The sequence below is a fragment of the Steroidobacter flavus genome, assembly GCF_042651805.1.
GTDB lineage: Bacteria > Pseudomonadota > Gammaproteobacteria > Steroidobacterales > Steroidobacteraceae > Steroidobacter > Steroidobacter flavus.
This window is the reverse complement of the sequence record NZ_JBHSDU010000015.1, coordinates 1,480,137-1,502,215: the sequence shown is the minus strand read 5'-3', so window position 1 is coordinate 1,502,215 and position 22,079 is coordinate 1,480,137. Positions and strand designations below refer to the sequence as shown.

General features: G+C 61.8%; 18 protein-coding genes. 10 read left to right on the top strand and 8 right to left on the bottom strand.

The features are described 5' to 3' along the window. Nucleotides 1–2 precede the first annotated feature (2 nt). From ACFPN2_RS33960 to ACFPN2_RS33950, 3 genes are read left to right on the top strand one after another with little or no spacing between them, the layout of a single operon-like run. On the top strand, nt 3–1,544 hold the full coding sequence (locus tag ACFPN2_RS33960) for a tryptophan halogenase family protein (RefSeq protein WP_380605060.1): 1,542 nt from the start codon (nt 3–5) through the stop codon (nt 1,542–1,544). A gap of 10 nt (nt 1,545–1,554) precedes the next feature. Next, on the top strand, nt 1,555–2,274 hold the full coding sequence (locus tag ACFPN2_RS33955) for a SapC family protein (RefSeq protein WP_380605058.1): 720 nt from the start codon (nt 1,555–1,557) through the stop codon (nt 2,272–2,274). Between the two features lie 13 nt (nt 2,275–2,287). Beyond that, complete coding sequence (locus ACFPN2_RS33950; protein ID WP_380605056.1) at nt 2,288–2,998, top strand: DUF6445 family protein; 711 nt, start codon at nt 2,288–2,290, stop codon at nt 2,996–2,998. Here ACFPN2_RS33950 and ACFPN2_RS33945 read toward each other — a convergent pair. After that, entirely contained in the window at nt 2,995–3,591 is a 597-nt protein-coding gene (locus ACFPN2_RS33945; protein WP_380605054.1) for a TetR/AcrR family transcriptional regulator, read from the bottom strand. The two genes, ACFPN2_RS33950 and ACFPN2_RS33945, sit on opposite strands and share 4 nt — an antisense overlap. A gap of 151 nt (nt 3,592–3,742) precedes the next feature. On the opposite strand from ACFPN2_RS33945, the gene ACFPN2_RS33940 reads away from it, so the two are divergent. The 4 genes from ACFPN2_RS33940 to ACFPN2_RS33925 all read left to right on the top strand — a co-directional run bounded on the left by ACFPN2_RS33940 (nt 3,743) and on the right by ACFPN2_RS33925 (nt 8,356). Beyond that, complete coding sequence (locus tag ACFPN2_RS33940; protein ID WP_380605052.1) at nt 3,743–4,501, top strand: SDR family NAD(P)-dependent oxidoreductase; 759 nt, start codon at nt 3,743–3,745, stop codon at nt 4,499–4,501. Nucleotides 4,502–4,538: 37 nt separating this feature from the next. After that, entirely contained in the window at nt 4,539–5,504 is a 966-nt protein-coding gene (locus ACFPN2_RS33935; RefSeq protein WP_380605050.1) for an SDR family NAD(P)-dependent oxidoreductase, read from the top strand. Between the two features lie 213 nt (nt 5,505–5,717). Continuing rightward, nucleotides 5,718–7,598, top strand: coding sequence for a sensor histidine kinase (locus ACFPN2_RS33930; protein WP_380605048.1), 1,881 nt, complete (start codon nt 5,718–5,720; stop codon nt 7,596–7,598). Further along, nucleotides 7,595–8,356, top strand: a complete 762-nt coding sequence (locus ACFPN2_RS33925) for an ATP-binding response regulator (RefSeq protein ID WP_380605046.1) — start codon at nt 7,595–7,597, stop codon at nt 8,354–8,356. The genes ACFPN2_RS33930 and ACFPN2_RS33925 overlap by 4 nt, the downstream gene beginning before the upstream one ends. Before the next feature lie 3 nt (nt 8,357–8,359). Here the strand turns inward: ACFPN2_RS33925 and ACFPN2_RS33920 are convergent, their stop codons facing one another. Both ACFPN2_RS33920 and ACFPN2_RS33915 read right to left on the bottom strand, forming a co-directional pair. Then, on the bottom strand, nt 8,360–9,592 hold the full coding sequence (locus tag ACFPN2_RS33920; RefSeq protein WP_380605044.1) for an acetyl-CoA acetyltransferase: 1,233 nt from the start codon (nt 9,590–9,592) through the stop codon (nt 8,360–8,362). Nucleotides 9,593–9,685: 93 nt separating this feature from the next. Further along, nucleotides 9,686–11,770: a hypothetical protein gene (locus tag ACFPN2_RS33915; RefSeq protein WP_380605042.1), complete on the bottom strand. Its 2,085-nt coding sequence runs from the start codon at nt 11,768–11,770 to the stop codon at nt 9,686–9,688. Nucleotides 11,771–11,934: 164 nt separating this feature from the next. Between ACFPN2_RS33915 and ACFPN2_RS33910 the strand changes: the two genes are divergently transcribed. Beyond that, a complete protein-coding gene (locus ACFPN2_RS33910; protein ID WP_380605040.1) occupies nt 11,935–13,440 on the top strand; it encodes an ATPase domain-containing protein in 1,506 nt (501 codons plus the stop codon). Continuing rightward, the gene (locus tag ACFPN2_RS33905; RefSeq protein ID WP_380606731.1) at nt 13,427–15,100 is read left to right on the top strand and encodes an ATP-binding protein; all 1,674 of its coding nucleotides are present in this window, start codon (nt 13,427–13,429) and stop codon (nt 15,098–15,100) included. The genes ACFPN2_RS33910 and ACFPN2_RS33905 overlap by 14 nt, the downstream gene beginning before the upstream one ends. Nucleotides 15,101–15,109: 9 nt before the next feature. Here ACFPN2_RS33905 and ACFPN2_RS33900 read toward each other — a convergent pair whose 3' ends face one another. Beyond that, entirely contained in the window at nt 15,110–15,652 is a 543-nt protein-coding gene (locus ACFPN2_RS33900; RefSeq protein WP_380605038.1) for a cytochrome P460 family protein, read from the bottom strand. 124 nt (nt 15,653–15,776) lie between these two features. Here ACFPN2_RS33900 and ACFPN2_RS33895 point away from each other — a divergent pair, with 124 nt between their 5' ends. Further along, nucleotides 15,777–16,397 (top strand): VOC family protein, encoded by a 621-nt coding sequence (locus ACFPN2_RS33895; protein WP_380605036.1) that lies wholly within the window; start codon nt 15,777–15,779, stop codon nt 16,395–16,397. Nucleotides 16,398–16,704: 307 nt separating this feature from the next. On the opposite strand, the gene ACFPN2_RS33890 is transcribed toward ACFPN2_RS33895, so the two are convergent. The 4 genes from ACFPN2_RS33890 to ACFPN2_RS33875 all read right to left on the bottom strand — a co-directional run bounded on the left by ACFPN2_RS33890 (nt 16,705) and on the right by ACFPN2_RS33875 (nt 22,052). Continuing rightward, nucleotides 16,705–18,003, bottom strand: a complete 1,299-nt coding sequence (locus ACFPN2_RS33890) for an NAD(P)-binding domain-containing protein (RefSeq protein WP_380605034.1) — start codon at nt 18,001–18,003, stop codon at nt 16,705–16,707. Next, on the bottom strand, nt 18,000–18,557 hold the full coding sequence (locus ACFPN2_RS33885) for an OsmC family protein (protein ID WP_380605032.1): 558 nt from the start codon (nt 18,555–18,557) through the stop codon (nt 18,000–18,002). The genes ACFPN2_RS33890 and ACFPN2_RS33885 overlap by 4 nt, the downstream gene beginning before the upstream one ends. A gap of 101 nt (nt 18,558–18,658) precedes the next feature. Beyond that, nucleotides 18,659–19,198 carry a DUF4242 domain-containing protein gene (locus ACFPN2_RS33880; protein ID WP_380605030.1) on the bottom strand — a complete coding sequence of 180 codons (540 nt, stop codon included), beginning with the start codon at nt 19,196–19,198 and terminating at the stop codon, nt 18,659–18,661. A 10-nt stretch (nt 19,199–19,208) separates the two neighbouring features. Further along, nucleotides 19,209–22,052 carry an ATP-binding protein gene (locus ACFPN2_RS33875; RefSeq protein WP_380605028.1) on the bottom strand — a complete coding sequence of 948 codons (2,844 nt, stop codon included), beginning with the start codon at nt 22,050–22,052 and terminating at the stop codon, nt 19,209–19,211. Between the last annotated feature and the right edge of the window lie 27 nt (nt 22,053–22,079).

Sequence of the window (22,079 nt, the reverse complement as noted above, 5' to 3'; positions counted from 1 at the left end):
TCATGGAGCGTCCGATTCGATCCATTTGCATCGTCGGCGGTGGAACCGCGGGATGGCTGACCGCCGCCATCATCGCGGCTCGCCACGCGTCCGGTCTCGAGACTACGCTGGTTGAAAGCGAAACCATCGGCATCATCGGGGTAGGCGAGGGCACCTGGCCGACGATGCGCTCGACCTTGAAGAAGGTGGGCATCTCGGAGACGGATTTTTTTCGCGAGTGTAACGCCTCGTTCAAGCACGGCGCGAAGTTCGCGCGGTGGGTGACCGGTGAGGCGTCGGACTTCTATTACCATCCGCTGATGTTGCCGGAGGGCTTTCCGAGCTTCGACCTCGCGCCTTACTGGATGAAATATTCGGAGGCGCAGCCGCAGGCGCCTTCGTTCTCCAACGCCGTCTGTTTTCAAGAGGCCGTGTGTGAGTTGGGGCTTGCGCCCAAATTGATCACGACCCCCGAATATGCCGGCGTTGCCAACTACGCCTATCATCTGGACGCCGGCCGGTTCGCAGGTTTCATTCGCGATCATTGCGTGAAGAAGCTTGGCGTTCGTCACATCGTCGATGATGTGACCGAGGTCATCAGAGATGACGCGGGCGACATCGATTCTGTGCAAACTCGCAAGTCCGGTCGCCTCGCCGCCGATCTCTTCGTCGATGCTTCCGGATTCCGGTCCCTGTTACTGGGCGAGACGATGGGCGTGCCGTTCGTGGATCGCAGCGATGTGCTCTTTATCGATCGCGCGCTGGCCCTGCAGGTGCCCTATGACGACGAACGAAGCGACATCGTCCCCTATACGGTATCGACCGCACAGAAGCACGGCTGGATCTGGGACATCGGGCTGCAAAGCCGGCGCGGCGTGGGCTACGTCTATTCGAGCAATCACACGACTGCCGATGCCACGCTTGGTGAGCTACGCGCCTATGTGGGAGACAGAGGGCGCGATCTGCAGCCCAGAGAGATCAAGATTGCTTGCGGACATCGTCAGGTGTTCTGGAAAGGAAACTGTGTCGCGGTCGGTCTCTCGGGCGGATTCCTGGAACCGCTCGAGGCCTCGGCGCTGGTGCTGATCGAGCTCTCGGCCGACATGATCGCCACCATGCTGCCGGCAACGCGCGAGACGATGGCGATCGTCGCCGATCGTTATAACAAGACGACTCAGTATCGCTGGGACCGGATCATCGATTTTCTGAAGCTGCACTACATTCTGAGTCGACGCACCGATTCGGCATTCTGGATCGACAACCGCGATCCCGCGAGCATTCCGCAGAGCTTGAAGGACCAGATGGCGCTGTGGCGCTATCGGGCGCCGGGCGATCAGGATTTCACCAGCAACTGCGAGATGTTTCCTGCGGCCAGCTATCAATACGTGCTGTTCGGCATGGGCTTCAGAACGGATATCCGCCATCAGCCGCTGGATCGCGACATCGGCGGCGCCCAGCGGGCCTTCGCGCAGAACGAAACGCTCAAGGCGAGATGGACCAAGGCGCTGCCGAGAAATCGGGAGCTGATCGATAAGATCAAAGCGCTGGGGCTGCAGAAGATCTAGGAATCGAAGGATGCATCTAGTCGAGCTATCGCGCAGCGAACATCAGGGATTGCGGATCCGCGCGGATCGGGTCGAAGCCGGTGCGGCCCGTCAACACCTGATCCCGATTGTCATGGGCGAGTTCCGCAAAGCCGCGACTCAATATCCCATTGTGTTTGCAAAGCATCCTGAGACCGCACGGTTTGCTCCCTATGTGCTGAGCGGCTTGGGGCTCGAAGAAAATCTGTTCTGGTCCGGCACCGAGCTGGATGTGGCGTATGTGCCATTGAACGTACGACGACAGCCTTTTTACGTCGGCGCCGACAACGAGCTGTGCATCGATCTCGATCATCCCTGTCTGGACGGCTCTGGCACCCGGGTCCTAGTGAATGCTGATGGCAGCGACTCTGCCTATCTCAAGGAGATATTGGCCATCCTGGGGGAACTGGTCGCGGGGAGGGCGGCGACCGAGCAGTTTGTCGCAACCCTGCTTGATTTGGATTTGCTGGCTCCTATCGTGCTCGACATCGTGTTGGATGATGGCAGCCCGCTGCAAGTCCAGGGACTGTACGGGCTCGACGAAGAGAAATTCAGGCAACTCGACGAAGCGAAAATCGCCGGCCTGTGGCAAGCCGGCTACCTCGATCTGCTCTATGCCGTGATGATCGCCAGCGGACAACTATTCAAGCTCATTCGACTCAAGAACCAGCGCATTGCTCTGAGTCGCGCATGGCAGGGTAACGCGCGCTAGCGGGCCGCACGATATGACCTCATTCGCATTCAATCCCGATGCGGAGGTCAAGCTGGTACGTGTCGGTCGGCACGGTATCAAAGTGAGCGTCATCGACAATGTTCTGAACGATCCCCATGGCCTGGCTGCCCTGGGCTTCTCTCAATCGTATGCCGAGGACCGCAGCAATCTTTACCCGGGCATACGAGCCGCAATGCCCGACAGCTTCTCAATCTCATTCCGCGCCTGGCTCACGCCGATCCTTCAGCGCAATGACATGCTGGAGAGTCACCTGGTCATCGCCCGCGATGTGAGTTTCTTCTCTGTTGTGACCACTGCGAGCAAGGACCTGCTGTCCCTGCAGCGCATTCCTCACTACGACTCGACAGACTCGAACTTGCTGGCGGCCGTGATTTATCTATGCGGCCCGAGATTTTCCGGCACCGCGTTCTACCGTCATCGAAGGACGGGGTACGAAGAGATCACTGAGGAAAATGTCAGTAACTACCAGCTCGCACTCAATAGCGATCTGCGCATGTACGGCCCTCCTCAGCAAGACTATATCAATGGAGACAGTCCGATGTTTGAGGCGGTGTTCGCCAATGAACTGAAATTCAACAGCGCGATCGTCTATCCAGCCAGGATTCTGCACGCGGCGCGGATCGAAAAGGGCTTCAAGCCTCCGAAAGATCAAAGCGAATGGCGTCTGACGGTGACGGCGTTGTTACATTTGCAGCGGTCCTAGGGCGGCCTGGTTCTCGATGGCCAGGTCGACAAGGCTTGCTCGACAACCGCTTCCAGGACATCGCGACTGAAGCCCGCCTTCGCTTGGACCGCCATACCGTGGAGCACCGCGCATACGTACGCGGCTAGCGCAGTAGCGTTGGCCGTCTCCGGCAAATCTCCGTCCTGCTTCGCTCGTTCGAAGCGATCTCGCAGCGATGCCTCTGCGCTCGCGCGTGCATCGACCAGCGCGCGTCGAATAGGTTCAGCATCGTCCGAGCCAGCCAAAGCGCCGTGGATTCCGAGACACCCGGTTCTATCGGCATAACGTGTATTCAGCTCGGCGGCCCCGCGAAGGATGTGTGCGGCCACTTCTCGCGACGTCGGCAGCTCCAGCGCCGCGGGGAAGAAATCCAGGTAGTGCTCGTAATAACGTTCCAGTGCCCGGCGGAACAGCGACTCCTTGTTGCCAAACACCGAGTAGAGCGCAGGTCGCTCGACACCGATGGCTTGCGTGAGATCGGTGTACGACGTGCCTTCGTAGCCTTTGCGCCAGAACACGCAAAGTGCGGCTTCCAACGCCTCATCCGCATCGAACTCGCGCTGTCGTCCCATTTAGATCGGCCCGGGCTTTTTCATAACGATCGATACTAAATCCCTTGACGGCGTCCGTCCAATTCCATACCGTTCGTTACGTAACGACCGTTATGGTTCGCGATTGGTTCCCTGCAAGGGCGTTTCAGATACGTTGAGAGCATTGTTTTTCATGAAGAAACCATTGATTGGCAAGGTCGCGCTGGTTACCGGCGGATCGCGTGGGCTGGGAGCGGCGACGGCCGAGGCGCTGGCCGAGCAAGGGGCTGACGTTGCCATCAGCTATGTGGCATCGACCGAGAAGGCTGACGCGGTGGTCGAGAAGCTGAGAGCAAAGGGTGTTCGCGCTGTCGCGATCAAGAGCGACCAGGCGGACACTGCTACCGCCAAACCGCTGATCGAGGCGGTGCTCGCCCACTTCGGCAAGCTCGATATTCTCATCAATAACGCGGCGATCGCCGTCCAGGGAAAATCGGTCGACGATCCCGAGCTCGACACAGCCAGTCTCGATCGCCAGTGGCAGATCAATGTCCTCGGCACGGTAGCCACCACGCGCGCGGCAGCGCCGGTGCTGTCGGATGGCGGCCGGATCATCTTCATCGGCTCGCTACTGGGCGGCCATGTTCCGTTCGCTGGCGCCGCCGACTATGCGGGCACCAAGGCGGCGATCGCAGGCTATGCGAGGGGCGTCGCCCGCGATCTCGGCGGGCGCAACATCACGGTCAACACCATCCAGCCCGGCATCATGCCGACGGACATGTCGTCGGAAGTGCTGGGCGATGGCGTGCCCGACGCGCTTCTGTCTCTGCACCCCATCCGGCGGATCGCGACACTCGAGGAAGTGTCGGCGCTCGTGTGTTTTCTCGCGGGCCCGAATGCAGGCTACATGACCGGTGGCGTCATCGACGTGGCCGGCGGCCTGGCCATCTGAAATCTTCCCAGCTGCCACTCTCATGAAAGGAACAGAGATGACCCGGAAATTCGGTGCAAAGTCGAGTGCTGACGAAGTGCTTGCCGGCCTCGATCTGAAGGGCAAGCGATTTCTCATCACGGGCGCATCGTCGGGTATCGGTCTCGAAACCGCCCGCTCGCTGGTCTCGCACGGTGCCAGCGTGGTCGGCGCGGTCAGAAATGTTTATAAAGCGGAGCGGGCCACTGCGGCGATTCGTGACGCCGCGTCGAGCGGAGGCGGTAGTCTCGAGTTGATCGAGCTCGATCTCGCATCCTTGCAGAGCGTTCGCGCCTGCGCGGATAAGTTGTTAGCTAACGGCCAGCGGTTCGACGCCATCATCGCCAACGCTGGGGTCATGGCCACGCCGTTCGGTCGGACGGTCGACGGCTTCGAAGTTCAATTCGGGACCAACTATCTGGGACATTTCGCGTTGATCACGCGGATTGCACCGCTGCTCGCCGACAACGGGCGCCTGGTGATGCTGTCGTCGCAAGCGCATCGCGTCGCCGATATCGATCTGGACGATCCGAATTTTGAACGACAACCCTACGAGCCGTTCGTCGCCTATGGTCGCTCGAAAACGGCGACGTCGCTGTTCGCGGTGGAGTTTGATCAGCGGCATCGCAATCGTGGCATTCGAGCTGCCTCAGTGATGCCTGGGAACAGTCTCACCGATCTTCCGCGCCATTTCTCGCAGGAAGCCTTGCAAGGTCTGTTCGAGACTGTTGGTAAAGCTCGCGCCGCTGCGGGCCTGCCGCCCGCGGAGCTGAAAGAAATCTCGCAGGCCGCCGCAACGTCGGTCTGGGCGGCCGTCGTGGCCGACAAAGATGAAATCGGCGGACGCTATCTCGAAGATTGCGCAGTCGCGCCGATCGATGACACGCCCAACCCGTTTGCCGACGGCGTAAGGTCGTATGCGCTCGATGCTCACAAAGCCAAGCGGCTTTGGGCGAAGAGTGGGGAAATGGTCAGCGCTGCGTAACGTATTGGGGGTGTCCCAGGACTCAACTCGATCCGCACGCGGTGACTCCGCCTGACCCGAATGTGCGTCCCTTCACGTTTGCCCGGTCAATAGGGAAGTTCCCCTGGGCTATTCAGGAGATATCTCGTACGCACCGCAAGCGGGCTCACATAGCCTTGATCTTCTGACGGCGTTCCAGATCCAGGGCCGGATCGCAGTAACAAGAAGAGCTAAGTGCGTTATCCGGATCGTGTGCAGGTGTCGCAGCTCGGTGAGGCTGGCGACAGGGGCTTCCTTAGAAAGTTGATAGTGAACCTCGCGGCACTCGCGCTGCTTGCGCTTGGGCTCGCGGTTTGTGTTGGATGGATCATCGGCGACGCCACGCTGATTCAATTGCGCCCGGGCTGGGTGCCGATGAAGTTCAACGCGGCGTTGGGACTCGCGGTTTTCGGCGTGGGCGCGGCGTTGCTGGTGCATGGAGCGAGGAGAGCGGCGCGGGCTTGTGCGCTGTTTGTGTTCGCGATCGGTGGTGCCACGGCGGCTCAATATCTTCTGCAGATCAACCTGCACATCGATCAGCTCTTCGTGCGGGCGTTCATGGTCGAGCCTGGCTCGACGCCGGGGAGAATGTCGCCTGTCACTGCTTCGCTGCTCGCGGCCTGCGCTGCCGGACTGTTCATTGTGAGCTTTCGAGAATCGCGGGCGCGCTCGACGCTCGTCGGGATCGTTGCCTCCATCGTTTCCGGTGTCTCGGTCACCGCGCTGATCGGTTACGCGACACAGACGCCAGTTGCCTATTTATGGGGTGCGCTGGCCGGTGTGGCCATCCATGCCGCCGGATCGTTCGTCATCGCGGCTGCCGCGCTCGGTGCGCTCGCGACTCGTCCTGAAGAGAAGTTGTTGCCGCATTGGGCGCCGTGGGCGGCGCTCATCTGGGGGCTCGCATGCACTGGATCGCTCGGCGGAGCGTTGATCCAGCAGTTCGCTGCCACGCCCGAGTCCATGACGCCGGAGGTGACGATCATCATCGGCTCTGTCCTCTCGGTTTTGATGGCATGGGCGCTGCACTCCAGACGCGAACTGGCCGGTGCATTGGCGGCGAGTGCGCGCTCCGAAGAAATGGTTCGCGGCATTCTGGAAGCGGCGCCGGATGCGATGCTGATCGTCGACGCGAAAGGTTGCATCGTGTTGGCGAACGACATGACGGAAAAGCAATTCGGCTACACGCGCGCGGAACTGCTCGGTGAGACGGTGGATCTTCTGACGCCGATTGAAGTACGCCACACGCATGCCATGCTTCGCGAAAAATTCGCAGCGGCGCCCAGCTCGCGATTCATGGGAGACGGGCGCGAGCTCATGGCGCAGCGGCGCGACGGCACGAAAGTGCCGGTGGAAATCGCGTTGAGCCCGGTGAAGCTCCGGGGCAACAGTTTCACAGTCGCGGCGGTGCGCGACATCACGTTGAGACGGGAGACGGAGCAACGACTGCGCGAGTCGCTGCAGGAGAAGGAGATCCTGCTGAAAGAAATCCACCATCGTGTCAAAAACAATCTGCAGGTGGTGGCGAGCATGCTGGCACTCCAGGCGGACAAGGCCGTGGCGGAGGCGCAATCGCCGCTCGAGGATTGCCGCCAGCGAGTCATGAGCATGGCGCTGGTGCACGAGAAGCTGTATGGCGCGAAGGATCTGCAGCGTATCGACCTGGGCGATCTCACACGTGAAATCGCGACGATGCTGATCAGCGAATGCGTCGGTCCCGCCATCAGAACTCAATTCACGGTCGAGCCGATCGCGATCGACATCGAGCGCGCCGTTCCAGCCAGCTTGATCATCAACGAACTGATGACGAACTCGCTGAAGCACGCGTTCAAGGGTCGCGCCGCCGGACTGCTGAGCGTTTCGGTGCGCCGCTGCGAGGACGATCATGTGTGGATCGAGGTGGCCGACGATGGTGTCGGCGGCGTGCAGGCCGACAGCATTCGAACCGGTCGAACGCTTGGCATGACCATAGTGCGCAATCTCGTGAAGCAGCTCGATGCGCGGCTGTCGATCGGCAGCGGCCCGGGCACGGCGATTTCAATCACTTTTCCAATCGGTCGGGGACAGGATCAATGACGGCGCCCAGCATACTCGTGATCGAGGACGAGAGTCTGGTCGCGGAAGAATTGTCCATGCGGCTCAGGCAGCTCGGCTACGACGTGGGCGGCGTCGTGGACAACGCGGCCGATGCGTTCTCATATGTCAGCGTCGTGAGACCGGATCTCGCGCTGGTCGATATCCATATCAAAGGATCGCTCACCGGCATCGACGTGGCGCGACGCTTCCGCAATGAGTTCGATGTGCCGGTGGTGTTCCTGACCGCACACGCGGACTCGGCAACGCTCAAGGAGGCGACCGCCACGGAGCCGTTCGGATACATCGTGAAGCCGTTCGACAAACGTTCGCTCGCGGCCACGCTTGAAACCGCCATCCGCCGCCGACGTGCGGAGCAGAAGCTAGTAAAGATGGAACGGTGGCTCGCCGCGACGATGAACAGCATCGGCGACGCTGTCATCACGATCGATAGCGAGCTGCGCGTGAGTTTCTTCAATCCGGTGGCGGAACGGCTGTCTGGGTGGGCGCAGCCCGAAGCCATCGGCCGGCCGGTCACCGAGGTGTTCAATATACGCCTGGCGTCTGGAGAGACACTGGCGAGCGTCATTGAGCGAGTCATGCGCGAAGGCATCGTGCTACACATCGACGAGGCGACACTCACGCGTCGTGACGGAAGCAGCACACCGATCGATGATTCCGTCGCGCCGATTCGTGATGACTCAGGTCGCATGACCGGCCTGGTGATCGTGTTTCGCGAGGCCAGTGCGCGCAAGAAGTGAGCTTCAGCGTCCGACGATCAAGCTCACCGTCGTGGTCGCACTGCCGCCGATGTTCAGCGTAGCGAAGGTCTTCGCGCCGTCCACCTGATACTCGCCTGCGGTGCCTGTCACTTGCTTGAAGCAGTCCAGCGCCATCCGCACGCCGGTAGCGCCGACCGGATGTCCGCCGCCGATCAATCCGCCGCTGGGATTGATGGGAGTGCGCCCACGCATCTCGATGTCTCCAGTCTCGATGGCGCGCCAGCTTTGCCCGGGCGGCGTGATGCCGAAATGATCGATGGCCATGTACTCGGTCATCGTGAAGCAATCGTGAGTTTCGATGCCGTCGATCTGCTCGACGCCGGCAATGCCGGCACGGCGGAAAGCATCGGTAATCGCGCCTCGCACGTGTGGAAAGACATAGGGCTGACCTTCGCTGGCCTTGATCTTGGCGGCGTACGTGATGGGCGCCGTTCGATGTCCCCAGCCTTTGATGTGAGGTAGCACGTCGAGGTCGATGCCCAGCCGCCTGGCGTACTCGTGTGCGCGTTCTGCGGAAGCGAGAAATACAATCGCCGCGCCATCGGTGATCTGGCCGCAATCCTGCTTGCGGGTGCGGCCTTCGACGATGGGATTATCAACGTCGTCGGCGCGGAAGCTGTTCTGCTTGAACGTCCAGCGGCGGGTTTGTGCATTGGGATTGCGTCGGGCGTTCTCGAAATTGATCTGCGCGATACGCGACAGATGCTCTTGTTTCAAGCCGTAACGACGATCGTATTCATCTGCCACGTCGCTGAAGACCTGCACCCAGGGATAACGCGCCTCCTGGTACTCGTGACCGTTCCACATCGCCGGGCCGCCGATGAGCTTCGCCGCCTGTTCGCCCGGCACATTGCGCATTTGTTCCACACCGAGAACGGCTGCAAGCCCATACCGTCCCGCCTCGATATCGGCGCTGGCCGCGAGTAGCGCCAGGCTTCCGGACGCGCACGCGGCTTCGTGTCGCGACGCTGGAATGCCAGCGAATGCCGGATCGCTGGCCGCGAACAAGCCGCCAAGATGGCCCTGATTGCAGAACAGTTCGGCGCCGAAATTGCCGATGTGTGCAACCTCGATGTCGGCGGGGGCAAGGTTGGTTTCAGCCAGGCCGCGCAGGAGGGTGGAGCGCATGCCGTCGGCGATCTCCAGGCCGCTGCGGGCCCAGTTGTCGACGAAGTCCGTCTGGTAGCCGCCAAGGAGGTAGACCCGTGACGCCATTGCCGCTTCTCCTTCGGTGAACGAGCCAAACCGCGGGTGGCCCGCGTGTATTCAGTTCGTTCTACCGTGTGCTCGCGGATGCGTTCCGAGCACTCATTCAGCGATATGTCGCCATCTCACCGAGATTTTCTGCTCGGGCAGCAGCACGCCTTTGAGGCGCCATTCGCGATTGGGCTCGACTTCCTCCAGTTGGCCGTCGCCGGCGGAGAAGTCGAAGACGCCGGCGGTGCCGGGATCGAAACGCACCGTCACGCCGTTGAGCACTCGATCCGTCACGATGTGGTCGCCGTCCATATCTTTGCCGGAGATCTCTTCTTCGAAGGTCACGCGAAACGGTCGCGGATTGTTCGGATCGTGAGGCGGCAAAACGAACTCGCTGTCGATGGCGTAGGTCCGCACCGGCGTACGGTTGTCGCGATAGGACTCGCGAGCTCGCAACTCCTGGTCGCCCAGCGTGAACTGGGCCGGTTGTTTCCAGGACGGCGTGCCCGGTGCAATGCCGACGACGGAGAAATGTTTCAGAACGGTGCGCCGCGCTTCATGCAGCTCGTACTCGATCGCAGGATGCAACCGGATCGGACGATTCGTCAGGTTCACCGGCATGTACGTCGTCGTCTTGAGAAGGGTCAGCGTCCCGTCGGGATCGCGCCGGATCACTGAGTAGGACTTGGTGTATTGATCCATCACCCGATCCACGGTCAACAGCTCGAGCAGCTTTTGTTGGATGGCGGGAATGAAATCCGGCGAGAAGGTGCCGGCGGCCTCAGGGACGACGGCGCTGAGCAAAGGGCCCATTGCCTCGGTGGTTGCGGGCGTATCCAATTTTGCGAGAGATTCCGCGAGAGCCTGTACTTCGTTGCGCTGCTCGTCGGAAAGTTTCAATTGGTCGGGATCGAGGACCTGCCACAGTTGCCGATGATATTGGCTGGCCCCCGAGTAGCGACTGGCCAGGATGTCGCGCAGGTGCTCGAGGCTCAGGCAGGCACACAAGACCGCCTGTTGATTCAGCGTGTCGTTGCTGGCCGTGCTTTGCCACAGCAGCGCTTTCAAATAATAGAAGAACAGGCAGGTGCCCAGGTCGCGCATCGCATACTTGAATCGATCGGCGGGGCCGAGATCGTTCAAGACCCGCTCGGCCGAGCGGCGCAGCCGGGTCATGAAGGTCACGCAGTTTCGCCACAGCACCGAATCGGGGCCGGGTGTCACAACGCGTCCGTCCAGATAGTCACGCAGACGCGCACTGAATTGCAGCAACTCGTCCCGATCGGCAATCAGGGCCGGCAGCACCGTCAAAAAGAAATCGACCTCCAGGCGGGCGAAATCCAGTGCGGTCGGTTGCTCGGGCCGCGAGTGAGGAACGTCGATGATGAAATCGGCCGCGGGCGTCTGGTCCGGGGCCAGCGACAGCAAGGCATTCGTCATGTTCATGTCGCCATGGACGCGCGAGAAATGCAGATCGAAGGCCAGCGAGTGACCTTGCTTCACGATGGTCTCGGGCGAGCTCAGCAATGTCATCAAAGTGTCTGACGCATCGGTGCCGGCCGGACGATGGGCTCGAACGATCTGTAACGCCTGCTTCGCGGCGCTTGATGTGGCAACGGTTGCTACGATCTTCGCCAGAGAATCCGCGGTCAGCACCCCTGAAAACCAAGCCGACCAGGTTCGAGGCCCGCTGCCAACGGCGCTGGCACGCATCCCGGGCTGTCGGCGATGGAACGCCGTTTTCAGTGAGTGCAGGACGAGGTCCAGAGCGTTGCTGCAGTTCTGGGGATTGCTGCCGAGCTGGTGAATCAGCAGATCCTGCAGCGTGGTGACGGTCTGAAACTCGCTCTCTCCCTGGGCGGCGGGAAAGATGATGCATTGGTCGGCGGGCTCGTTGCCGTCGATCGGCAGCAGCACGTTGTTCGGCAGATCCGCATCGGCACGCAGCTCGACCACGGCTTCCCATTCCCGATCCGCCCGTTCCGGGCGCTTCTCGAACTTGACCACCAGCCACAGCCCGCGAGCGCGATGCGCATCGCGGCTGGTCTTCAAATAAACGAAATAGACGAAGGATTCGCCCGCCACGCCGCTGGCGCGGAGGAACGGCGGAGGTGCCGTCTCGCCTGGGTTCAACAGTTTGAGACGGATCAACGCGGCTGAGAGCAGACCCTCGTGCCCGGCTTCGTAAGCGACCATGCGCACCTCCGATGTTCTTCTTATGTCCCGGGTTCCGATGGTCGACCGAAATCGGGCCGGCGTCCACTGGGGAACTTTCGGGTCCTCAGAACAGTTTTTTTCCCGGTTTTACACTCCCGGCGTGGAGCGGAGCATACCTATTCGAATCCTAAGAGGAGCTGTCCATGTCTGAGCGAGCGGACCCTGAGCGCGTTTCCACGGGCAGTGCCGGTCTGGATGACATTCTCGGCGGCGGCTTCGATCGGAACCGGATGTATCTTTACGAAGGTCGGCCCGGGACGGGAAAAACCACCATCGCATTACAGTTCCTGCTGGAAGGCGCCCGCCAGGGCGAGCGGGTCCTGTACATCACCTTGTCCGAGAGCCTGGCCGAACTGGAACTGGTCGCGAAGCGGCATGGCTGGTCGTTGCAAGGGATCGATATCTTCGAGCTGATTCCACCGGAGAGCGCGCTCGATCAGGGGCGCGAGATCACCATTCTGCATCCGTCCGAGCTGGAGCTGGGCGAAACCACGAAGCTGATCTTCGATCGGGTCAAGGCGCTCAATCCAACCCGGGTGGTCGTCGACAGTCTTTCGGAGCTGCGCCTGCTCGCGCAGGATCCGTTGCGATATCGTCGCCAGGTCCTGGCGCTGAAACATTTCTTTGCCAGTCGTCAGTGCACGATCGTCCTGCTCGACGATCTGTCCGGCGCGGATATCGGCGGCCTGCAGCTGCACTCGATTTCTCATGGCGTGGTGCTGCTCGAGCAGCTTGCGATCGAATACGGCGCCGAGCGTCGTCGTATACGGGTGCTCAAGATGCGCGGTATCCACTTTCGCGGCGGCTATCATGACTTCACTATTCGTAAGGGCGGGCTGGAGATTTTCCCGCGACTCATCGCAGCGGAGCATCACACCAAATTCATTGGCGAGTTCGTTTCGAGCGGCAGCGATGAGCTCGATCGGCTGTTGGGCGGCGGCCTGGAGCGGGGCACGAATGCGTTGCTCATTGGCGCTGCCGGCGTGGGCAAATCTTCTCTCGCCTTGACCTACGCGATTTCAGCTGCGCAGCGTGGCGATCACGCTGTGTTCTTCGCCTTCGACGAAGGCCGCGGCACGCTCGAGGCACGCGCGCGGACCATTGGATTGCCGCTGACGGAAGCGCTCGAGAAGGGCTCGATCCGCTTTCAACAGATCGATCCCGCGGAGCTGTCGCCGGGAGAGTTTGCGGCGAATGTTCGTAAGAGCGTGGAAGTCGACGGTGCGCGGGTCATCGTGATCGATAGCTTGAACGGTTATCTGAACGCGATGCCCGACGGGCGTTTCCTGATACTGCAGATGCATGAGCTGTTGACTTATCTCAATCAGCAGGGCGTGCTCACCTTGATGGTGCTGGCCCAGCACGGGCTGGTCGGGCCGATGGACACGCCGCTGGACGTCAGCTATTTGAGCGACTCGGTGTTGATGTTGCGATATTTCGAGTACCGGGGCGTGGTGAGGCGCGCCTTGTCGGTCGTCAAGAAGCGCAGCGGCCATCACGAGCACACCATTCGTGAATTTCGCCTCACGCCCGGGGGCATCGAGGTCGGGCCGCCGCTGGTCAACTTTAGTGGCATCTTCTCAGGCACGCCGCAATACACCGGCGATCCCGAGCCGCTGATGACGAGTGAATCCCATGGAGGTGCGTGAGCCGGAAGCATTGCGCGTTCTGGTCGTGGCTCCGATCGGTCGCGACGCATCTGCGGCCGCGGAGTTGCTGAGCCGAGGTGGAGTGAGCACCGAGGTGTGCCGCGATCTCGAGTGCTTGATGGAGCATCTCGAAACAAACGTTGCCGCCGTTCTGCTCGCGGAGGAAGCGATTTATCGTCAGGATACAACTGCGCTCACGACGTGGGTCAGAGAGCAGCCGGCCTGGTCCGATCTGCCATTCGTCATTCTCACCAGTCACCTGACTCATCCCAACGTGTCGAGCTGGCGGCGCGAGCTGGTCGGCATGCTACGCAATGTGTCGCTGCTCGAACGTCCGGTCCAGGCCATTACTCTGACGAGCACAGTGCAGGCGGCGATGCGAGCGCGCCGACGCCAATATGAGCTGAAAGCGTTGGTCGAGGCGCAAGCCGCCGCAGCCGTCCAGTTGGAAGATCTGGTGTCCGCACGGACGCGTGAGCTGCAAGCGGCCAATGAGGAATTGCGTACGCAGATGATCGAGCGCACGCACATAGAGGATTCGCTGCGGCAAGCCCAGAAGATCGAGGCCTTGGGTCAACTGACCGGCGGCGTTGCGCACGACTTCAATAACTTGTTGATGGTGATCCTCGGTGGCTTGGAGATGCTGGATCACACCGATGAAGCCGCGCGACGTAAATTGCTGATGGATGGCATGCGACAGGCCGCGCATCGAGGGGCGTCGTTGACGCGTCAGTTACTGGCGTTCTCTCGTCGGCAGGCATTGCAGCCGCAGCCCGTGGATCTGGCGCGTCAGATCGGCGGCATGCGGGAGTTGCTTGCTCGGAGTCTCGGCGGCAACGTCCAGGTGCAATTGGAGCTCAGCCAGGATCTGTGGCCGGTCCACGTAGATCCCGGCGAGCTGGAGCTCGTGGTGCTCAATCTCGCCGTCAATGCGCGGGACGCGATGCCGAAGGGCGGCGCGATCGTCATTCGCGCCCGCAATGTTCCTTCGCTTCGTCTCGATGGTTTGCGCGGCGATTTCGTCCGGCTGTCCATCATCGACACGGGCGTCGGCATGACGACCGAAGTGCAACGACGCGTGTTCGAACCGTTTTTCACGACCAAAGATGTGGGCAAGGGCTCGGGCTTGGGGCTGGCGCAAGTGTATGGATTCGCACAGCAGTCGGGCGGCAACGTGCAGATCGAAAGCGAAGTGGGGCGCGGCACGACCGTCGCGTTGTTGCTGCCCCGATCCGAGTCGCAGCCGGAACGAGACGGGCCGGCGCCGGAGGGCCTTATTCCCGAGGCCGGTGCACGAGGGGCCGCGGGTGCGGTTCTGCTGGTGGAAGACGATGATGACGTCGCCGTCATGGTCAGCCGAATGCTCGGCAGATTGGGCTATCGCGTGAGTCGCGTAGCCAGCGCGTCATCGGCCCTGGCCACACTTGAGGGGGACAACCAGTTCGATCTGGTGTTTTCCGACATCATGATGCCCGGAGACATGGACGGCGTGGAGCTCGGTCGCGAATTGCGTCAACGCGGAGCAAACATTCCTGTGCTGCTGACCAGCGGTTACGCCGACGCCGCCTCCGGCCGCGCCGAAAGCGAGGGCTTCGGCGTGCTTCGCAAACCCTATTCGCTGGCGGAGCTCGCGATGTTGTTGAAGAGCATTCGGGGCTGAGGAGCAGCCTCAACGCTGCTGATACGGGTGGAAGATATAGTCTTTGTTCTTCACGGCTGTGTGACACGTGTGCCCGCAATCGGCAACGCCGGTCGGATCGACTGAGAATTTGTCGGATGGCGCGTCGTAGTTGAAGAGGGCATAACCCCATCCGCCGCTCTTCGGAAATCGTTTGCTGTCCTTCTCGATGACGAAAGCCTGCGTGAAGACGTCCGGCACATCCACCACGAACGGCGCCTCCGTGCTCTTCTTCGGTTTCCATTGCAGCTTCGCGATCTTCGAGCCGTCGGGGAACGGCTGGCCGTTGCCTGGAACGCCAGCTTTGTAAGCTTTGATCATGGTGGGATTGGCGACAATGACTTTGAGCACTTCGTCAGTGCGGGCGGAGGAGACCACAGCCCAGTCTTCGTAGCCTTTGAAATCTCCGAAAGCGATGCCGCTCGGCGACGTGAGCGAATACTTGTCTGGCTTGCTCTGTGCGTGGATGGCCGAGCCGGCTAGCGCGGCCAGCACGGCCGATGTGGCGAAAGAGAGCCTGATGCTGCGTTTCATCCCGACTGTATAAATCGTTGCCGCCAGCGGCGAGCGGTACCGCAGGGGCAAGCGTCGTGCCCCATGTACTGCCGGGAAACCGACTCGATGAGAAGTACCATCGACTTTTCATCAGGAGCTCCCGATGAGCGCTCAACCGTCGCAGGATTTCAAGCTCGAAGCCGTGGTCATTCCCGTTTCGGATGTGGAACGAGCCAAGCGTTTCTACAAAAGCCTGGGCTGGCGATCCGATGCCGATTTCTCGGCCGAAGGAAATTTCCGGGTAGTGCAGATGACTCCGCCGGGCTCGCCGTGCTCGGTTCATTTCGGGAGCGGCGTGACGTCAGCTCAGCCGGGCTCCGCGCAAGGGTTGTATCTCATCGTGTCCGACATCGAAGCGGCACGCGCCGAGTTGATTGCCCGTGGCGTCGCGGCGAGCGAAATATTTCATCGTCTGGGGCCGGGCCAGCCGGCGAAGCCGGGGCTGCATCCGCAACGGGCAAGCTATTCCTCGTTTGCGACGTTCAGCGATCCGGATGGCAATGCCTGGTTGCTTCAGGAGATTACTTCGCGATTGCCGGGACGAGTCGACCCCGATGTGGCGAGGTTTACTTCGACTTCGGAGCTTACCAGTGCCCTGCAACGAGCAGCCGCTGCGCATGGCGAGCACGAGAAGCGGACGCCTGGAGAGAAGCCCGACGAGTGGCCGAAGTGGTACGCGGCGTACATGCTGGCGGAGCAGACGGGCAAGCCGTTGCCGACGTGAGGCAACGGTGACGCCGTAGAGTGTGACGGCGTTTCACCCCAGGTGACCTGGATGCTGGCATGCCCAGATGCGCTTCACCGGCACGCCCGCGCGCCGGCACACATATCGCACCGACTCAGCATCCGGTGCGAGAAAAATCAGCACCGCGCGCCTGAGATCGCAGGATACAAACAATTGCACGAGCTGCACTCGATGCGCCCGGAAGCAAGGCCGGCACGACTCTTCGAGCTGTGCGAGAGTGCTGGATGCCGTCGGCAGTTCGATCTCGCCGACCATATAATTGAGATTGTCGTTCTGTTCGGTCACGTCAGGCGCTGAGTCGAAGAGGATCCAAGGCGGGCGCGGCTCGATCGCGCAGATAGCCAGCAAGGTGAGCACTGAGATCCCGCGCGTCGTCTTCGGCGCCGTGGATGAAACTCGATTTGCGCCGGCGCATGAAGCTCAATCCGAGAACATACAAGCCTGGCACGTCGACGATGCCACCGTCGTGACGCAGGCGTCCTTTGCGATCGAACGCTGGCACGTACAACCAGCTGTAGTCGGGACGATAGCCGCTCGCCCAGAGCACCGTTCCAATGCGATTGCGCGTGAGATCCAGCTGCAATCTCGGAGCGTGATCGAAGAGTGTCGGTGCGAATCGCTCCGGTTGTGCTGACGGGGCTTGGCCGCTGCGGTCGGCCCACGCATCGATCTTGTCGAGCAGGCGACCGAGCTTGAGATCCGCCATCGCGCACTGGTTTTGCAACGATCCGGAGAACTGGGCCTTACCGTCGCGGATGCCGACGAAACGGCCGACGAGGTCGACGCCGCGCTCTCTGAGTACGTTCAGATCCAGTGTCGTGCGCTCGGCGCTGCCGATCAGTTGCGGAGACGGCAGGCGCCGAGCTCGGTCGATGTCGTCCACTTCGTCATAACGTTCATCGAGAAGGCCGCAGGCATCGAGCCACCATTGGATATCGAGCCCGCGATAAACGCGTGGCATGCGGATGTGCTCTCCGATGGCGAGCGTCACCGGTCTGCCGGATCGATGGATTTCGTCCGCGAGTTGTACGCCGCTCGCCGAAGCGCCGACGATCAACACGCCGCGATCGTCGAGCTGCTCCGGATTACGATAGTCCTTCGTCGTGAGCGAGCGGACCATTGCCGGCAGCTCGGTTGCAAACGCTGCCACGTTGGGAACGCTGTGCTGGCCGTTTGCAACGACCACCGCACGACAGTACCAGTGCCCCCGATTGCTGATCACTTCATAACCATCGTCGGCAGCACGCACGGAGGTCACTTCAGTCTCAGTCCGCACGGGGGCCGAGATCGTGCGTGCATAGCCGGCGATGAACTCCACCACCTCCGGCAGCGACATATATCCATCCGGATCCGCGCCCAGATAGCGATGGCCGGGCAGACGGCTCTGCCAGTTCGGTGTCAGCAAGCGCAGTGAATCCCAGCGCTGCCGCCAGGAATTCGCGACTGCGCCGCGCTCGAGAACGACATGCTCGATGGCGTGCTCCGACAAGCATTGGCTCATCGCAAGTCCCGCATGGCCGGCGCCGATCACGACGACATCGATGTGGCCCGCGAGCGCAGATCGTCCTCGAGCGGCGCCGATCATTTTACGGTCACCGTCACGTTGGTTGGATTCGTCACGATGTCGAACACAGCCGAGCGCTTCTGGGATTGGGCCACCAGCGCGGCGATCTCCTCGCGCGTTGCATCGGCGTCGATTTCAAATACGACGTTCACGCCGCTGAAGCCATTGCGCACGTCGGCGTCGATGCCGAGGATGCCTTGCAGATCCATGCCGGCCTCGACCGTCGCTTTCACCGAGCGCAATTGAATCTTGCGATTCTGGGCGACTGAAGCGATGCCTGCGGTCAGGCAGGAAGCGAGTCCCACGAGCACGAATTCAACCGGCGCGGAGCCGTGGTCCTCGGCGGCGAAGATCTCGGGATGGTCGGCGTCATAACGAAACTCGGTCTTGTGATTTTGTTCGGTGCCGAGCCCGAAGAAACTCTGCACGCTCGACTGACTGTGCGTGCCTTTGACCCAGCTGCAGCTGGCGCGCCATTTGAACTGCGCGGCTTGGGGTGCGTCCGTGAGCGCCTGGCGGGCACCCAGCAATGCTTCGACATTGACGCCATTATCGACGGCGGTGGTCAGGTTCATATCGATCTCCCTCGGTGTGGATGAGTCCGGTCGACGACCGGGAACGGGGAGAACTGTGCGGGCCGCTCGTGGGACTGAGCGTGGGAGCCGCCGTGGAATTTTCAGGGCGAGCGTGGAATCGGCGCGCCAACACGCAGCGAATTGAACGCCCACACCGCGTTCACCGGCATGCCGGCACCATGCTGCGCCAGGCGGACCGCTTCGGCATCGGGTGCCTCATAGAAGCACAGCATTCGCTTGCGGTCGGCGGCAAAGAACGTCCGCACGAACTTGACCCGATGCGCTTCGAGACAGCAGGAGGCGGCCAGCTCCATCGCTTGAATGTCCTCGAACCTGACCGGCGCGGGGAAGGAACGTTCGACCAATACGTTCGGCGTTCCTTGCATCGGCGCTTCGTGCACCGTGCCGCTCCACAAGCGCCGCGTGTCGGCACCGCCTTTGTCGAGCGCGGCCCGGACGGATTCAGCGTCGGCTGCGGTCAAACGGCACACCATGGAGGCGCCGTCCAGGGCGAGAAAACTTCCCAGCCACGTGACCCGATACATTTCCAGGCACCAGGCGCCGCCTTGCATTCCGGCCAGGGCTTGCTCGGGGCTGATCGGTGGATCGAAGGTGCGCTCGAGAAACATTTGCGTCGTCATGACGGTGTGCTCAGTCGAGGGTTGCCCGCAGTGCCGCCGTGCGATTGCGGGTGTATCCCGCGACCGGAGTATCTTCCAAATCGGCGAGCGCGAGCAGATGCTCGCCGCAAGCTTGCTCGTCGTGGGCTGCACGATGGGCCCGCGCCAGAACGATATGGGCGATCATCACTTCGCTGACCCGTTCGAGCGTCATTGCATGGCGGAGCGCTTCGCCGGCCCGCTCGATCGCCGCTTGCGGTCGCTGGCGGGCCAGATCGATGAGCGCCGCGCGATTGAGCGTGTAAGCGAGTCGATATTTCGCGTCGACCCTGCGCAGTTCCGCGAGCGCGGGAGCGAGCGGTGCGGCGTCATCGCTGATCGTGTAATGACAGAGCGCGTGGAGTGCATGAGCGAAACATCGTTCACTGCCATCGCGCAATTTCTCGCCGAGCTCGATCAGGGTGACGCAGGTGACTCGCGCTGCGGCCGGGCGGTCGCGTTCGAGGTCGATCATCGCCAGATATTCGTTGGCCTGAAACTCGCTGAGCCGGTCGCCCGACGCGCGGGCCAGGATGCGCGCCTCCTCGAAGTGCTCGACTGCTTCGTCCAGCCGGTTTTCGTGGAAACGAAGCATCCCGAGCGCGGCTGTGATGACGCAGTGTCGGAGCCGCTTGCGAGCGGCGAGCGCTTGTACTTCCATCAACATCGCGTCGGCGTGCGGCAGATCGCGCTCGAGCATCCCGAGACAACGCGCCGCTTCTGCCATGCCGATGATGTGTTCTTCGTCATCGCCACCGCGCGCCACTCGCTCCGATTGCAGGATCTCCGTGCGAGCGCCGTCCCATTGACCGTGCAGCCAATGCATGTAACTGGCCATGTAATAACCACGCCGGGCGTGAGATACCGCGCCTTGATCGAGTGCCTGCTCTGCCAGCGTGGCGTACTCGCGTGCCGCCGCTTGCCAGTCCTCGACCGGTGCCGCCGTCATCATGATTTCGTGTAGTTCGATCGTCGGACACACGCGCTCCTTGCCGGGCAGTCGTGCCACCCATTGCAGGCCCTTGCGTGCCAGAGCCAGCGCTTGCTGATTCGCAAAGAACCGTAGACACAAACGGCCGGCGCAAATCATTGCGTGTGCGGCGAGCCCTGCATCGCCGCTTTGGGAAGCGTGATGCGCCAGGTCGGCGGCCCGTTCGGGATCGAGCGCGGAGTCTTGCTCCAGCAGCTCGGCGATTTGCCGATGCATGGAGCTTCGCTGTGCGGGAGGAATGGCGTCGTAGATGCCGCGTGCAATCAAGTCGTGAGAGAAACGAAAGTGTCCGTCGACTTGTAACAACATGGCCTGTCGCGCTGCCGTTTGCAGCGCCTCGCCGATCCGATTCCAATCGAGGCCAGTGACCCGCGCGAGCGTGCTGGCGTCGATTCGTGGTGCCAGCACCGCTGCCCAGCGCAGTACTTCTCCACCGTCCTTGTCGAAACGGGCCAGACGCTCCTGAACCAGACCGCCGAGCGATCGAGCACTGTCACCAGCGACTTCGGCGCGTGCCAGCTCAATCGCCAGCAACGGATTGCCGCCGCATTGCTGACTCAGGCGTTCGCCGTTGGCCTGCGGCGAGCTCGTGCTGATCAGTTTGCAAACGTCCTCGGGAGTCAGTGGCCCGAGCCTGATTTCCTGGAGCAGGTTGGCCTGGCGTAGCTCTCGCAACGCGCGTGACATCGGGGCGTTATCTCGTATCTCGTCTTCGCGCCCCGCGAAGACGCCAAGCAACGGTCGATCTCGATTGGTCCGGGCCACGTAGTGCAGGGCCGCGGCGCTCGACTCATCGGTCCACTGCATATCGTCCAATACCAGCGCCACCGGTTGCTCTCGTGAGCGGGTCGCGACGGTATCGCTCAGAGCGTCGAACAAACGATCCCGATTGGCGTGATCGCGTTGATTGAAGATGCTGTCCCGGGTCTCGGGGCCGAGCTCGCGCAAGGCGTCGACCCACAGCGCAAACGGGCGAATCGCTTCGGATTCGTAGGCGCAGGACTCGAGTGCGAGGGCACCGTTGCCGCGGGCGAGCGCGGCCGCCGTCGTCAGCAGCCGGCTCTTACCAATGCCCGGTTCGCCGTAGATCATCACCAGACTGCAGCGGCGTTGTTCGATGACTCGGGACAGGGTGGCCGAGATCAGTTGGAGTTCGGCATCGCGCCCGATCGGCCGGTCGTACGCCGGCGTTTCGATGTTTGTTTCAGAAGGCGCGCTCCGGGGGCGCGGCGTGCGAGCGGCCCGATCGAGCCGGCTCAGGACCGCTCGTGCGCGTTCATCGGACGGATCGATGTTCACCAGCGCACGAGCATGAGGCAGGGCACGTTCCGGATCGTCGGCGAGGCGTCGGATCAACGTGGACAGCAGGTGAGTTTGTGAGCGTCGGACGGCGTCGCACTCGGCGGTGCGCCAGGCGCTGAAGTCCTGGAAATCCGGCAGGTCCAGACCTTCGAGAGGTATCCCAAGATAGTGGTGCGCGGCTGCTTCCAACGTTTCGAGGGGACGAGCCTCGAGGTCGGCGGCGCTCAAGGCCTTGAGCTCGTCGATGTCGATGATGGCACCGGCCGGGTCGAAGGCCACCGCGTTGCGGTCAGCGCGAATCCTCGGTTGCGCTTCGTCGTCGACCAGGCGTCGCAGCTTGGACAGGCTCCAGCGCAGCGAGCCGCGAGGATCGTCTGGAATATCCCAGAACATTTCGCACAGCTGCTCGCGCCGGAACGGCCGCCGGTTCAGCGCGAGATACGCCAGCAGCGCCCGTGTCTTGCGTGAAGCCGGCAGCTCCAGCCGCTCGCCGTTGCGAACGACTTCCAGCTCGCCCAGAAATTTGAGCTGCAGACCTTCCATACCGCGAGTCTACGCGAACCAAAAAAC